Source organism: Cognatishimia sp. WU-CL00825 (genome assembly GCF_040364665.1).
Classification (GTDB): Bacteria; Pseudomonadota; Alphaproteobacteria; order Rhodobacterales; family Rhodobacteraceae; genus Cognatishimia.
The window spans coordinates 1992771-2006803 of the sequence record NZ_BAABWX010000001.1 but is presented as its reverse complement, the minus strand read 5'-3'; the positions used below and the strand labels follow the sequence as shown (position 1 = coordinate 2006803).

The 14033-nt window shown below is 52.4% G+C and carries 13 protein-coding genes; 1 reads left to right on the top strand and 12 read right to left on the bottom strand.

Annotated features, from left to right (window positions below):
• Positions 1 to 23: 23 nt before the first annotated feature.
• The 11 genes from ABXG94_RS09870 to ABXG94_RS09820 form a co-directional block, all read right to left on the bottom strand.
• Positions 24 to 776: an SDR family NAD(P)-dependent oxidoreductase gene (locus ABXG94_RS09870; protein ID WP_353533832.1), complete on the bottom strand. Its 753-nt coding sequence runs from the start codon at positions 774 to 776 to the stop codon at positions 24 to 26.
• A 22-nt stretch (positions 777 to 798) separates the two neighbouring features.
• The gene (locus ABXG94_RS09865; protein ID WP_353533831.1) at positions 799 to 1563 is read right to left on the bottom strand and encodes an SDR family NAD(P)-dependent oxidoreductase; all 765 of its coding nucleotides are present in this window, start codon (positions 1561 to 1563) and stop codon (positions 799 to 801) included.
• On the bottom strand, positions 1556 to 2668 hold the full coding sequence (locus ABXG94_RS09860; RefSeq protein WP_353533830.1) for an ABC transporter ATP-binding protein: 1113 nt from the start codon (positions 2666 to 2668) through the stop codon (positions 1556 to 1558). Before ABXG94_RS09860 ends, ABXG94_RS09865 begins: the two co-directional genes overlap by 8 nt.
• Positions 2669 to 3568 carry a carbohydrate ABC transporter permease gene (locus ABXG94_RS09855; protein ID WP_353533829.1) on the bottom strand — a complete coding sequence of 300 codons (900 nt, stop codon included), beginning with the start codon at positions 3566 to 3568 and terminating at the stop codon, positions 2669 to 2671.
• A complete protein-coding gene (locus tag ABXG94_RS09850) occupies positions 3565 to 4401 on the bottom strand; it encodes a carbohydrate ABC transporter permease (RefSeq protein ID WP_353533828.1) in 837 nt (278 codons plus the stop codon). The genes ABXG94_RS09855 and ABXG94_RS09850 overlap by 4 nt, the downstream gene beginning before the upstream one ends.
• Positions 4402 to 4566: 165 nt before the next feature.
• Positions 4567 to 5826 carry an ABC transporter substrate-binding protein gene (locus tag ABXG94_RS09845; protein WP_353533827.1) on the bottom strand — a complete coding sequence of 420 codons (1260 nt, stop codon included), beginning with the start codon at positions 5824 to 5826 and terminating at the stop codon, positions 4567 to 4569.
• A gap of 98 nt (positions 5827 to 5924) precedes the next feature.
• Positions 5925 to 6674 (bottom strand): SDR family oxidoreductase, encoded by a 750-nt coding sequence (locus tag ABXG94_RS09840; RefSeq protein ID WP_353533826.1) that lies wholly within the window; start codon positions 6672 to 6674, stop codon positions 5925 to 5927.
• On the bottom strand, positions 6661 to 8394 hold the full coding sequence (locus ABXG94_RS09835) for an IlvD/Edd family dehydratase (RefSeq protein ID WP_353533825.1): 1734 nt from the start codon (positions 8392 to 8394) through the stop codon (positions 6661 to 6663). Before ABXG94_RS09835 ends, ABXG94_RS09840 begins: the two co-directional genes overlap by 14 nt.
• A gap of 55 nt (positions 8395 to 8449) precedes the next feature.
• Complete coding sequence (locus ABXG94_RS09830; protein ID WP_353533824.1) at positions 8450 to 9298, bottom strand: fumarylacetoacetate hydrolase family protein; 849 nt, start codon at positions 9296 to 9298, stop codon at positions 8450 to 8452.
• Positions 9295 to 10605, bottom strand: coding sequence for a phosphopyruvate hydratase (gene eno / locus ABXG94_RS09825; protein ID WP_353533823.1), 1311 nt, complete (start codon positions 10603 to 10605; stop codon positions 9295 to 9297). The genes ABXG94_RS09830 and eno overlap by 4 nt, the downstream gene beginning before the upstream one ends.
• Complete coding sequence (locus tag ABXG94_RS09820; RefSeq protein WP_353533822.1) at positions 10602 to 11612, bottom strand: phosphotransferase; 1011 nt, start codon at positions 11610 to 11612, stop codon at positions 10602 to 10604. Before ABXG94_RS09820 ends, eno begins: the two co-directional genes overlap by 4 nt.
• A 111-nt stretch (positions 11613 to 11723) precedes the next feature.
• Here ABXG94_RS09820 and ABXG94_RS09815 point away from each other — a divergent pair, with 111 nt between their 5' ends.
• Positions 11724 to 12701 carry a LacI family DNA-binding transcriptional regulator gene (locus tag ABXG94_RS09815; protein ID WP_353533821.1) on the top strand — a complete coding sequence of 326 codons (978 nt, stop codon included), beginning with the start codon at positions 11724 to 11726 and terminating at the stop codon, positions 12699 to 12701.
• Between the two features lie 82 nt (positions 12702 to 12783).
• Here ABXG94_RS09815 and ABXG94_RS09810 read toward each other — a convergent pair whose 3' ends face one another.
• Entirely contained in the window at positions 12784 to 14031 is a 1248-nt protein-coding gene (locus tag ABXG94_RS09810) for an NAD(P)/FAD-dependent oxidoreductase (RefSeq protein ID WP_353533820.1), read from the bottom strand.
• Between the last annotated feature and the right edge of the window lie 2 nt (positions 14032 to 14033).

The window sequence follows — 14033 nt, the reverse complement described above, 5'->3', positions numbered from 1 at the left end:
TAGACACCAGTCCTGACGCTAGATCAGTAGGTCGCGCGACCGCCCGACAAATCAAATACGGCACCAGTGCTATAAGAACATTCATCCGAACAGACCCAGCCGACCATCGCTGAAATCTCGTCAACTGTGCCCATGCGCCCCTGTGGAATTTTTGCAAGCATATAGCCAATTTGCTCTTCGGTTACGTTTTCCAACATTTCAGTTTTAATGACTGCTGGGCAAATGACATTCACCCTGATTCCGGTGAGCGCCAGTTCCTTACCAAGGCTCTTGGTCAAACCGATAACACCCGCCTTTGAAACGGAATATGCAGAGGCGTTTGGATTGCCTTCTTTGCCGGCGACCGAGGCGATGTTTACGATGCGGCCAAAATCGTTTTCCTGCATATAGGGCACAATCGCGCGGCAGGTATGGAATATACCATTCAAATTGACGTTCATCACCGCGTTCCACGTTTGAAGTGGGTAGTCCACCAAAGGAGTGTTAACCCCGGCGATACCAGCGGAATTAATCAGCAAATCGATACCACCGAATATGCTGGACACTTTTTTGGCAGCGGCTTCTACGGCCGCATAATCAGAGACGTCCACAATCTGCGTATGCACAGGTCCTAATGGTGACAGTGCTTCTTTTGCGGTCTTTAGCGTGTCTTGGTCAACATCCCACAGCGCGACGGACGCGCCGCTTTGCAACAGTCGCTTGGCGATGGCAAACCCCATGCCGCGACCGCCTCCGGTGATAACTGCACGGCGATTTTGAAGATCTAATTGGTTCATATCTGCTTCCTTTTCACGGCGGCTAAGTCCAGCCACCGTCAACTGTGAATTCCTGTCCTGTGCACATCCGACTGTCGTCGCTTGCAAGGAACATAACCAATGCGGCTGTGTCACAAGGCTGTATCCTGCCTTTCAACGCCTGGTTCTGATCAAGTGTGCTTGCGCTACTGTTATCCCAATGTTCGTTAAGTTGCCTCTCGGTTAAAACCCAGCCTGGCAGCACGGTGTTAATGCGCACGCCAGAGCTCCCCAATTCGTTGACAAATGATCGTGTCAAACCATGAATGGCGGCTTTGGCGGTGACATATACGGGCATGCCACCGTGTTTGGCTTTCCACGAGATCGACCCAAAATTTATGATCGACCCATGTCCCCGGTGCTTCATTGCGGACGCAACAGCTTGGATGGAAAAAAAGGCGGGTCGCAGGTTTACGTTCATGGTGACATCCCAGCTGAAACTTGTGACCTCCTGCCAGGATTGCCGTGTGTCATTTGCGGCATTGTTTACCAGAACATCAATTGGGCCAAGCGCGGCTTCGCAGTCAGATATCGCCTTTTTTAACGCTTCAACGTCGGTCACATCGGTTTTGCAAAACCAAACAGTTGCTCCTTCAAGCCTTAGCTTGTGGGAAAGCTCTGTGGCCGCACCCTCCTGAATATCCACAAAACCAACTTTACAGTTTTGCTTGGCAAAGGCGCTGACCATTTCGGCACCGATGCCCGTTGCACCACCCGTCACAAACGCGACTTTACCAGAAAGGCTTGGGTAGTGGGCAAATTCAACCATCTTCGCCGATCCTCACACCTGTCGCGATATCAAAGAAGCAGGCGTCGTCCAGCTTCAGTTCGATGTCCACCTGTTCTTCTTCTTCAGGACGGAAATTCGCAGGCATTACAGAAACCAAGGCGTTTCCGGCCAGAGTAAAGACCACCATGGTGTCCGGCCCCGTAGGTTCAACAACATCGATGCGCACCGAAAGGGGCACTGTATTTCCCGGTTCTTCTGACGCGGGTTGAAAGTGTTCAGGCCGCGCGCCCAAGGTGACCTTTTGACCGACATAACGCTCCAATTGCGGATGCTGATCTGCAATTGGGAAAACCACCTCTTGCTGATCGCCGTTGTAGATCAGCCGCAAGTCTCCTGCCGAGCCAGCAACTTCGACATCCAGAAAGTTCATTGCCGGGGATCCCATGAAACCAGCCACAAATTTGTTTGCGGGTTTCTGATAGATCGTGTCCGGGTCTGCGAACTGTTGGATGACGCCACCGTTCATCACGACAATCCGGTCAGACAAAGTCATGGCTTCGACCTGATCGTGGGTGACATAAACAATGGTTTGCCCAAGGCGCTTGTGCAGTTTTTTGATTTCAGTCCGCATTTCAACACGCAGCTTGGCATCAAGATTTGACAAGGGTTCGTCAAACAAAAACAGTTGCGGGTCACGCACAAGCGCGCGCCCCATGGCAACCCGCTGCCTTTGTCCACCGGAAAGCTGGCTTGGTTTGCGATCAAGCAGGGGTTCGATCTGCAGCAGCTTTGCGACATCTGCAACAGCCTTGTCTTGCTCTGCTTTTGGAACCTTTCGGTTTTCCATGCCGAAGGTGATGTTCTGTTGCACGGTCATCGTCGGGTAAAGCGCATAGGATTGAAACACCAAGGCGATGTTTCTGTCTTTTGGCGACAGGTCGGTGACGTCGCGGGTGCCCATGGTCAAAGTGCCGTGCGAGGTTTCCTCGAGACCGGCGATGATAGACAAAAGGGTGGATTTCCCGCAGCCAGACGGGCCGACCAATACGATGAACTCACCGTCCTGTATGTCTAGGTTGATGTCACGCAAGGCGATGAAATCACCGTATTTCTTCCAGACTTGTTCGATATTTAGGCTTGCCATTTACTTCACGGCTCCCTGAGTAAGGCCTCGAACGAAGTAGCGTCCGCCGAGGAAATAGATGATGAGTGGTGGAATGGCTGCAATCAACACTGCGGCAGAACCAAAACCATATTCGCTTACGCCAGTGTCGTCGGCGTTTAGTGACATCAAAGCAGCTGTGATCGGACGGAAGTCTGATGAACTGAATGTCACCGCGAACAGAAATTCATTCCAGATGAAAGTGAACTGCCAGATCACGGTCACGATGATGATCGGGGGTGACAGTGGCAATACAATACGGAAGAAAGTTCTGAAAAAGCCGGCACCGTCGATCCGCGCCGCCTTGATAAGGTCATCAGGCAGATTGATCAGGTAGTTGCGACAGAACAGGGTGGTAAAACACGTACCCTGAATGATGTGCACCAAGGCCAGACCTGTTAGGGATTTGGCCAGTCCCAGCCAGCTAAGGGCAATTGCCCAAGGCAATAAAACAACTTGCGGCGGCAGAAATACACCAATGGTGATGCCAACGAAAATGATGCTCGCAAATGGCATTTTCCACTTGGTGAGGGCAAAGCCATTGACCAGGCCGATGCCGGTGGAAATCACCGTTGCAGGCACGACCATCAACATAGAGGCCCAGAAATAGGGTTTCACGCCAGTACAGCTGGCATTGATACATGCCTTGCCCCAAGCGACGCCCCAGTTTTCCAGGGTCAGTCGCGTGGGCCAGCCAATAAAGCTTTCCCGCAGAATGTCATCGTTGAAACGCACGGAATTTAGCAAGATGACCAACAAGGGCATTAAGGTGAAGAGTGCGAGAACCAAGAGAGTGGCATAAAGGGCGATGCGCCCAAAAATCTGGGCCGGAGTGCGCGAACGCTTGCGGTCTAGATTTGGGATGGTTTCGACAGCGGTCATTTCGAAACTCCTTTCTGGCGACGGATCACCCAGCTCAATGCGATTATCGGAAGAAACACCACAACAAGACCAATCAGCATCCACACTGCAGCAGCGGCACCCTGAGCCAGTTCACCCGCGGCAAACAGGCGATCGTAGACAAATATGGCTGGGAATGTCGTCGAGATACCCGGTCCGCCATGGGTCAGCGCAAGCACCAGATCAAATGTTTTGATGGCGAATTGCAAAAGAATGATCATGACGGAAATCATGACTGGCCAGATCGAGGGAAGGATTATCCGGCGGTAAATGCGGATCATACCTGCGCCGTCAATTTGTCCGGCCTTGACCATGTCTTGATCCACGCCCCGAAGTGCGGCCAGAACCATGACCATAACAAATCCCGAGGCGTGCCATACGGCGGCAACAACCACAGCATAGATGGCTGTTTCGCGGTTGGTGATCAGATTGAATTCAAAGCCAGTCCAACCAAGGCGCTGCACAAATGCTTCAAGACCCGTTGATGGGTTCAACAACCACTGCCAGGTTGTGCCTGTGACGACAAAGGAAATGGCGATGGGATACAGAAAGATCGACCGCAAAAAGTTTTCACCTTTGACTTTCTGATCCATCAAAATAGCCAGAAAAACCCCGGTGACGGTCGATCCGACAATATAGAGTACCCCAAACAGGACCAGATTTGACACACCGGTTGTCCAACGGGGATTGCGCCAAAGCCGCGTATAGGCGTCAAAGCCAGCAAAGTCATAGGTAGGAAGCAAGGTAGAGTTTGTTGTCGACAGGTAGATGTTCCAGCAAACAAATACAAAAATGTAGATGCCGGTTGTGATCATGGTTGGCAGTAGCACCGCCAAAGGAACGAGTTGTGAAAGCCGGGCAGATCGGCTTTTTTGTCTCGCCTGGAAGGGGGGGAGGTCGGCTGTTTCTCGCATGAGATGCCTCATTTCTTCTGTGAGTTGACGGGGCGGAGCACAGGTGATCCGCCCAGAAATGCGTGATCAGTATTCGTTGATCACGGCCTCGGCCATGCGGCGCGCAGCATCTTCAGAGGTCATATCGGAAGTGATGAATTCTGAAATCACTGTGAACAGCGCTTTGCGGAATTTTTCCGGAACAGCCATATTATGCGCCATTGAACGCACCACGGTACCGGCTCCAGCCGCCGCTTTGAGATCTACAAGGTTCAGCTGTTGGCACGGATTGAACTCATCGCCCAATTCGACGTCCATGCGCGCTGGGATCGACCCTTTGGCGACATTAAAGACTTTTTGGAACTCTGGGGTCATAATTGTTGATGCCAACAAGGCCTGACCTTCGATGAATTCATCGTCTTTCTGTTCAAAGAAAACAACTGAATCAGAGTTAAGGATATAGCCTGGTTTGCCATTATTCATCGGCGCGCCTGCACATAGGTAATCTGTACCGTATTCATAACCCGCGGCATTCATTGTGCCGATGGCCCAGTCGCCGTGAAAATAGAACCCAGCCTTGCCCGTTGCCATCATGTTCAGAGGCTCTTCCCAACCACGTCCCGGGAATGCGTCATCCATCCAGCCGACCATCTTACGAAGTTGATCAAATGCGGCGACCATTTCTTGGCCTTGAAGTGCGTCAAGATTCAGCTCGATAAAGGCTTCGCGGAAAAGGTCAGTCGAGATGCCTTGAACAACGATTTCAAACAATGTGCCATCGATCCAATCCTGGCCACCGTGGGCCACAGGAATGATGCCGGCCGCCGCCATATTTTCGGCGATAGCGTTGAATTCGTCCCATGTCTTTGGAAGATCAGTTGCACCGGCCGCATCCATGGCTGATTTTGACGCCCACATCCAATCAATGCGGTGGATGTTCATTGGTGCAGCAACCCACTCACCATGTGGTTTCATAACCGACACCAGCTCTGGCGCGACAACGGTTTCCCAATTTTCCAGCGCAGCCAAATCATTCAAATTTGCGGTTAGGCCAGTCTTTGCCCATTCACCAATTTCAGGGCCTTTCAGTTGAACCGCAGAAGGCGGATGGCCCGAAATAACGTCGGCTCTTAGGCGCGCGATGGTGTTGGATGTATGACCAGGAATAGCGGTTTGGTTCCATTCGCCACCTGCTGCTTCATACATTTCGCCCAAAACATTGATGGCCTTTGCATTGGCACCTGAATGCCATTGGTGCAGCATGTTGGTTTTTGGTTCTGCGTAAGCCGCTGATGTCATCGTTACAGTCAGGGCGGCCGTGATACCCAGTTTTGTCTTCAGCTTCATTGTCTTTCCTCCTATCGACGGTGATTGCTGGTAAATATTGCGCATAGTTCACGTGAACATTGCTGCGCCTAGTGGTGCCGACTCCTCCAAGTCGGAAATTAGATCATGATGCCTCCATCAATTGCGATGGCTTGTCCGGTGATCAGAGCGCTTGACTCTGTCGCTAGATAGCCCGCGAAACTTGCAATTTCAGCAGGGGTGCCCAACCGACCTGATGGTTGACGGTCCATAAAAAACGCCTTGGCGGCTTTTGGGCTACCCAGTGTTTCGGCAAGTTCGTTAATTCTGGATTGCAGGCTAGGGCTATCAACCGTGCCTGGGCAAATTGCGTTTGCCCGAATGCCGCAGTTCAGATAGTCAGCCGCTATAGATTTTGTTAGGCCGATCAATCCAGCCTTTGCTGTGCCATAGGCGGCGCGGCGTGGAAACCCTTTGATAGAACCTACAACCGACGCGATGGTGATGATGCTGCCACCTTGGTCTTTCATGTAGGGAATCGCGGAAGACAGGACAAAAAATGCGCTGTTTAAGGTGATGTCCATCGAACGCTGCCACTCTGCGAAAGAGCACTCTTCGATCGTGCCCTGATGCACATATCCCACAGCATGTGCCAAGATATCGATCCGCGAAAACGTCGTAAAATAACTGCTAACTGCCGCTGGGTCGGCCGCGTCAAGCGAAGCCACGTGACCGCCAAAGTCTTTCAGCAAATCTGCGTTTAGGTCGCTGGCATAAACTTCGGCTCCCAGTGCCAGAAAATGGTCGGCTATCGCGCGGCCAATTCCTTGCCCGGCGGCGGTAACTACGGCGACCTTGCCCTGCAAGCTATATAGGTTAGTGGTTGTCACGGGGAACATCCTGTTTTTGCACGATATTTTGATAAGATAGTGCCGGTTTCAAGGTCATTCCTGTATCTAGCTGACCAATCATGCCGCGTTGGATCTCTTGCCAAGGGGTTTGGTGATCTGGAAAGGCATAACCACCGGTTCGGGCCAGATCGGCGCGCCTTTGTGCAATGTCTGCATCCGAAATCAGCACATCAGCCTTGCGGCTTTGCAGATCAACGCGAATTTCGTCTCCGGTTCTCAGGATAGCAAGGTTGCCACCAGCTGCGGCTTCGGGGCTCGCATGCAAAATCGACGGGCTCCCTGATGTTCCGGACTGCCGCCCGTCCCCCAATGTAGGTAATTCTGTGATGCCACGCCGCAACAAGGCGGCTGGGGGTTGCATATTGACGACTTCTGCACCACCAGGATAGCCAATCGGCCCGGTGCCTCGGATCACAAGAATGCAGTTTTCATCTATTTTCAGCGCGGCGTCATCAATGCGTGCATGATAATCTTCTGGCCCGTCAAAAACGACGGCGCGCGCAGTAAAGGCGTTGGGATGGGCCGGATCTGACAAATAGCGCGCGCGAAACTCATCTGAAATAACAGATGTTTTCATGATTGCGCTGTCAAAAATGTTGCCGCTTAGGTGCACAAAGCCTGCTGCAAGTTTCAAGGGGTTGTGAAAGCTGTGAATGACATCAGTGTTGCTCACTTCAATGCCAGAGGTGTTCTCTTTGATGCTTTTGCCCGTCACAGTCAGCGCATTTGGATTGGGCAAGACCTTTGCCTTCAACAGCTCCGAGACAACGGCAGGCACGCCTCCGGCTCGGTGGAAATCCTCCCCTAGATATGCGCCTGCGGGTTGGACATTACAAAGCAGAGGAATATCGTGCCCGTAGTCCTGCCAGTCATCGTTGGTCAGCTCTACGCCCACATGGGCCGCAATAGCGTTCAGGTGAATTGTCGCATTGGTGCTGCCACCCAATGCAGAGTTTACAACAATTGCATTTTCAAAAGCCGCGCGCGTCATGATGTCGCCGGGCTTAAGATCTTCACGCACCAGATCGACGATCCGGCGACCGGTTTCATATGAAATCTGTCCGCGCTCGCGATAGGGGGCAGGGATTGCCGCGCCACCGGGCAATTGCATGCCCAAAGCTTCGCTGAGCGAGTTCATGGTGGTGGCTGTGCCCATGGTATTGCAAAAGCCTACCGACGGCGTCGATGCGGTAGACATTTTCATGAACTCGGGATAGTCAATGTCGCCTGCCGCATAGAGTTTGCGCGCCTCCCAAATGGACGCGCCAGTCCCCGCCCGTTTGCCTTTGTGCCAGCCGTTCAACATCGGGCCAACAGAAAGCGCGATAGCTGGTATATTGACCGTCGCAGCGGCCATCAACAGCGCTGGGGTGGTCTTGTCGCAGCCAATTGTTAGCACAACGCCATCCAGTGGATATCCGTAAAGGCTCTCAACCAAGCCCAAATAGGCCAGGTTTCTATCAAGGGCTGCAGTTGGGCGCTTTCCGGTTTCCTGTATTGGATGCACCGGAAATTCAAAAGCAATGCCGCCGGCCTCGCGAATACCTTCGCGCACGCGTTTGGCCAGTTCAATGTGGTGGCGATTACAGGGGCTCAGGTCGCTGCCAGTTTGGGCAATACCTATGATAGGTTTGCCCGACTGTAGTTCTTCTAGTGTCAGGCCATAGTTCAAATAGTGCCCGACATAGATAGCGGTCATTTCCGGATTATCCGGATTGTTGAACCATTTTTGCGACCTGAGTTTCATGATGTACCTATAGATCCACAACTGTTTGGCTTTGTTCACCCAAGCCACTGATTCCCAAAGAAACCTTGTCGCCTTTTTGCAGCCAAACTTGGGGTTTCATGCCAGCACCAACACCCGGGGGCGTTCCTGTGCAGATCAGATCTCCCGGCTCTAGCCTGGTGAATTCAGACATATAGCTCACGATGGTTTCAGCATCGAAGATCATCGTGCCTGTGTTGCCTGACTGCATGCGCTTGCCATTCACATCCAGCCACATGTCCAAAGCATTGACGTCGCCGATTTCATCAGGCGTCACAAGCACCGGCCCGGTTGGGCAGAAATTCGGGAAGGATTTGCCTTTGACCCACTGACCAGAGCGTTCCAATTGCCAGGCGCGCTCTGACAGATCGTTGACCAGAACAAAGCCAGCAACGTGATCCATCGCTTCGGACTTGCTGATGTTAAGCGCGGGCTTGCCAATGACGATGCCCAGTTCAACTTCCCAGTCCAGTTTAGTCATTTTAGGGCTAAACAGAATGTCGTCGTTTGGTCCGCAGTACGTCGATGAGGCTTTGTTGAACAAAATCGGTTCATCAGGAATAGCCATGCCCGCCTCTGCAGCGTGGTCAGAATAGTTTAGCCCGACGCACCAGATATTAAACGGCTGTGCAACTGGTGGCGCAAGGCGTTTTCCGGCGATGTCAGCAACTGGCAAGCTTTCCGGATCGACAGCGGCAAGTTTAACCAAGGCACCCGCAGCTAGGCTGCGTGGCCCAAAGTCTCCGACAATCGATGACGCATCACGCGGTGTGTTGTTTGCGTCGAGGATGCAGGGGATTTTGCGACCGTCACGGTCACCGTATCGCATCAGTTTCATTGCTTTTCCTTTTGTTTCGCGCCCCACCAGGTGTTGGCCAATGGCAACCCAGCGACGTATTTGTCTGACCCTAGGGCCTCTTGAATGCGCAGGCATTCATTCCATTTCACCATGCGTTCGGAACGGGTGAACGAGCCAACCTTAAGCTGTCCGCCGCCTAATCCGGTTGAAAGATGGCTGATCGATGCGTCCTCGGTCTCGCCGGACCGGGCCGAGACAATAGCGCCCCAATTCCGCGCACGTGCAGCTTTGAATGTGTCGATGCTTTCTGTGACGGTGCCGGCCTGATTGACCTTGACCAAAACCGCATTGCAAGCACCGGCTGTTGCCGCTTCTTCAACCAGATGCGCGTTGGTCACAAGGTAGTCATCACCAATGATCTGAACGCGGTTTCCAAAGCGCCGGGTGAATTCAATCATGCCTTCTGGGTCATCTTCGCCCAGTGGGTCTTCGATTGAGGCAATCGGATAAGCGTCGATCCATCCGCCAAGCATGTCAATCAGATCCCCGCTGTCCATGTCTCGGTTTTCTAGGGCCAAATTGTATTTGCCTGACTTGCCAAATTCTGATGCCGCAATATCCAGCGAAATCACAACACGCTCCCCTGGGGTCTCGCCGGCTTTCTCAATCGCGCTGACCAGTGTTTCCAGCGCTTCTTCATTGCTGTCAAAGACAGGCCACCAACCGCCTTCGTCGGCGACCCCGGCCAATTTGCCCTTTTGGGCCATGATATCACCGGCGGCAAAATAGATCTCGTTGGTGACTTCCATCACCTCTTCAAAACTTGCAGCACCGGGAACCATGATCATGAAATCCTGAATGTCTACGCGCCGGCCAGCATGGGCACCACCGCCAAAAATTTGAATTTCCGGCAGGGGAAGCGCTGGGGCGGTTCCATAGTGGTCAGCCACATGCCGCCAAAGCGGTTTTTTTGCATCTGCGCCTGCCGAATGTAGGACTGCCAACGAAGTGGCTACGGTTGCGTTGCCGCCCAAGGTTTCTTTGAGCGGTGACAAATCAAGCGCAAGAATAGCAGCATCCACGCCGGTTTGGTCGGTGCTGTTAAGACCCTTCAAAGCATTTGCGATAGGGCCGTTCACATTGGCAAGTGCGCTCTGAACATCTTTGCCCCCGAGGGCCGTACCCCCATCCCGCAGATCAATTGCTTCGCGTGCACCACGAGAAGCACCCGCCGGCGCAATGGCGCGTCCCAGAACACCGTTTTCCAACCGTACGTCAACTTCGACCGTTGGGTGTCCGCGCGAGTCCCAGACCCGGCGTCCCTTTATTTCTGAGATGGCCGTCACTTGCTCTGCTCCTTCATGATTTGTTTTAGCCTTTCGACAAATTCCGGGACCGAAGTGGCCGGTGTTGAAAGGAGATGTGTTGCAGCGATCCGCACAAAGGCCCGTTGTGGGTCATTCAGGTATTCCACCGGAGATTTTCCATCGACGCGCCCAAGCATTAAAGCCGGCAACAACTTGCACACGCGCGCTTCAAGATTTGTTGCGGGTTCCCAGTTCACATGTTCTTGGTAGGCGGTCCAGAATTCAGCCACGGACTTTAAAAGTTGATTGCAAGACTTTGGTAGATGAATTGCCTTTAAAAACAGATGGTTAAGGCAAAACGATGGGTCAAAGCTTGCGTCGCCCATGGTCGCACATTCGGCGTCAAGTAAAACGGGTCCCTTTGCGCGGAAAAGTATGTTTTTGGGGCTGACATCGCCGTGCACCAATACTTGATTGGATTGATAAAGCATGTCGGCCATTTCATCCAAAATCAATGAAAGCCCGGGGTGAATAGTCTTTGTGTGCACCAGATATGGTTCGATCCGCAGCGCGTAAAAATCATCTTGATTATGAAAGGGCGCAGCATCAAAATTTGGACCCGACGAAGCTGCGTGTACCTGACCCAAAAGAGCGCCGACCGCTTCAGGTTCTCCGCGCTTTGGTAGTGCGTTCAACAGGGCAGCTTTCCAAAGGTAAACATCGTCACCTGTTAGAAACTCCATGACGAAACCGTGCTGTTTTTCTGACCTTCCATATAGGGCCAGCGCACTGTCGGGCTGCAGTTCGGCGACCACTTTCAGCCAAGCGTATTCTGCGGCATTGCGGTGGACTGGCGCGTGCCAGTCTGCGGCGACCCTTAGCTTTGGCAGGGCAAATTTGATGGCATAGGACCTGCCACCAGCTTCAACGCGCGCGATGTCTGATGCGACGCCACCGGTCAAAGGAATGACGTCGTCAATCGCAGTGTCTCGGGTTATCCCAAGCTCTTCCATGATGGATACGCATCTGTCTCGCAGGTCAGGCATTCGGCCGTCCTCTGAATTAATGTTCACGTGAACATATCTACCAAAGAACAAATTTCTGTCAAGACACATCGGTCATCAATTGTTATAAGGCCCTAAAATGAAAGGCATAACTTGTCGCCACGCGTCACCATAAAGTCCATAGCCAAAGATCTTGGCATCTCGCACATGACAGTTTCGCGTGCCCTTTCGAATCATCCCAATGTGCTGAAAGAAACACGAGAAGCCATTCAGGAACATGCGCGCAAAGTGGGGTATGTTAAAAGTGCAGCGGCCAAAGCCATGCGCGGGGACGAAACGCGCATCGTTGGCCTTTTGCTGCCAAATATCGTCAATGAATTCTATGCGCGCTTTGCCAATACCATGGCGCTTGCTTGCGAAGAACAATCGTTGCAATTGATTATTCACCTGACTGGGGACGACATCGCTGCAGAAGAAAAGGCTCTGCAGCGTTTGCACGAAATTCAGGCTCAGGGTGTTGTTATGGTGCCGGCACCTGGACATTCAGAAACAGAATTGACCCATCTGAGGGCCATGTCGGTTATTCAACTCATTCGGCAAAGCGATACGGGTGAGGCCACGCCATCAATTCTTGTGAACGACCGAACTGCTCTAAAAAATGCCGTGGCGCATCTGGCCGCAGAAGGTCATAAAAACATTGCGTTCATCGGTGCAGATAGCCGTTTGTCCTCTGGTCGCTCACGACTGGCAGCCTTTCGTGCCGGGCTTGCGAGCGCAGGCATTCAAGAGGAACCTATGCTTGTCTGCACTGGTCCACCGTCTGCAGAAATGGGGTTGAAGCAAGCAAAGCGATTGATCGAGCAGAAAAAGGCCACGGCATTGATTTGCGGCGGGTTTGAAATCTCAAATGGTGCGCTCAATGCCTTGATGGATGCTGGCCTGTCGCCCAGTGGTCCCATGGCATTTGTCGGATATGGCGATCCGTCGTTTTACTCCTGGATCGGCGGCGGCGTTTCGACGATCAGCGTTCCCGTGGAAAGTTTAGCTTATAAAGCGGTCGAACTCTTGGGCCAGGCGGCGTTTGAAATACAAGAACATCGTTTTGACGCGGTATTGCTCGTCAGATCTTGAAAGTTTTCAAGCGGCCACACCGAAACCGAGGGGCGCACAATACACTCGGTTTCTCTGTCTTAGCATGGCGTTGATTGCGAGCTCATTGAAAACGATCAGAGGCAAACCTTGTTAGATCGACGTTTGAATTCCTCCCTTCTATCAAATCAGCCACGATTTGACCCGACTTTGGGGCCATCATCAGCCCATAGTGCGAGTGTCCAAATGCCGCAAAGAGACCAGGTTGCTGTTTGAACTCATCAAGCATTGGCAAGCTATCCGGAAAAGATGGACGGTGTCCGAACCATAAAGTGCGCTTTGTGACATCCAGATCTGGCAAGATTACACGTGATTGGCGTGTCATTAGGTCAGCGCGCTTTGGGTCAGCGGGTGCATCAATATTGCAAAATTCTGAAGCTCCTGCCACGCGAAGGCCATCAGCCATAGAAGAGGCGACTATTTTTGCGTCCATATCCATAACCGAATTATTAAGGCTCACACCCGGATCGGCGAATTCGACATGATAGCCGCGTTCCGCCATCAAGGGCAGTTTGATGCCCATGGGTTCTAGTAATTTGGCGCTCCATGCTCCGGCGGCCAATACAATCTTATCGGAGGCAAATGATTGGGTTTTGCAGTGAATTTTCCAGCCGTCGCCCTCGCGCTTTAAGGACTTCATTTCTGCTTGATGAAAAATAACGCCCATAGTTTGCGCCTTGTCAAAAAGAGCCTGCGCGATTTTTCCAGGTGCCCGCGCGCGCGCCTGACCTTTGATAAGGACTGCGGCCTTAAAATCTGTGCCCAGACTGGGCTCGATTTCACGTAATGTGTCAGAGCTTGCAAATTCAATGTCAGCGCCAAACTCGCGGCGCAATCGATAATCGATCGCAGTTTCATCCCATTGGCGCGCGGTGGTTTCGTTGCGAAAAGCATGCACATACCAAGCATCTTGAATAAGATCCTCGTGGCCCGTCCCCACTAAAAGTTGACGATAAAGTTCTATTGATGGCTCACATAGATGAAACATCGCCTGGGCGGACTTTTGAACCCTGTCTACGGATGTTTGGCGTAAAAAACTAAGGCCCCAAGGGATAAGCTTTGGCCACTGCGAAATATGGGGCTTTAAAACGCGGTGGCGTCCAAAAACAAGGCGTGGGATATTTTTCCAGATACCGGGCAGGGGCTGTGGCAGGACTGACCATGGCGAGATGATGCCTGCGTTCCCAAAGGACGCGCCCAGTCCTGGGGCTTCTTTGTCAATCAGTCGGACACTTAGGTTCCTTTCTGCCAGCGTTATTGCCGTGCAAATGCCAACGAGCCCCGCGCCTACAATCGTTACTGTTTGTGTCATCG

Bases quoted from the DNA above. Each gene is read 5' to 3' on its own strand.
- ABXG94_RS09835 (WP_353533825.1), bottom strand. From the start codon at position 8,394: ATGACCGCTATCTATGTCGGGCACTATTTGAACTATGGCCTGACACTA.
- ABXG94_RS09860 (WP_353533830.1), bottom strand. From the start codon at position 2,668: ATGGCAAGCCTAAATATCGAACAAGTCTGGAAGAAATACGGTGATTTC.
- ABXG94_RS09870 (WP_353533832.1), bottom strand. From the start codon at position 776: ATGAACCAATTAGATCTTCAAAATCGCCGTGCAGTTATCACCGGAGGC.
- ABXG94_RS09845 (WP_353533827.1), bottom strand. From the start codon at position 5,826: ATGAAGCTGAAGACAAAACTGGGTATCACGGCCGCCCTGACTGTAACG.
- ABXG94_RS09820 (WP_353533822.1), bottom strand. From the start codon at position 11,612: ATGCCTGACCTGCGAGACAGATGCGTATCCATCATGGAAGAGCTTGGG.
- ABXG94_RS09830 (WP_353533824.1), bottom strand. From the start codon at position 9,298: ATGAAACTGATGCGATACGGTGACCGTGACGGTCGCAAAATCCCCTGC.
- ABXG94_RS09855 (WP_353533829.1), bottom strand. From the start codon at position 3,568: ATGACCGCTGTCGAAACCATCCCAAATCTAGACCGCAAGCGTTCGCGC.
- ABXG94_RS09865 (WP_353533831.1), bottom strand. From the start codon at position 1,563: ATGGTTGAATTTGCCCACTACCCAAGCCTTTCTGGTAAAGTCGCGTTT.
- ABXG94_RS09850 (WP_353533828.1), bottom strand. From the start codon at position 4,401: ATGATCACAACCGGCATCTACATTTTTGTATTTGTTTGCTGGAACATC.
- ABXG94_RS09810 (WP_353533820.1), bottom strand. From the start codon at position 14,031: ATGACACAAACAGTAACGATTGTAGGCGCGGGGCTCGTTGGCATTTGC.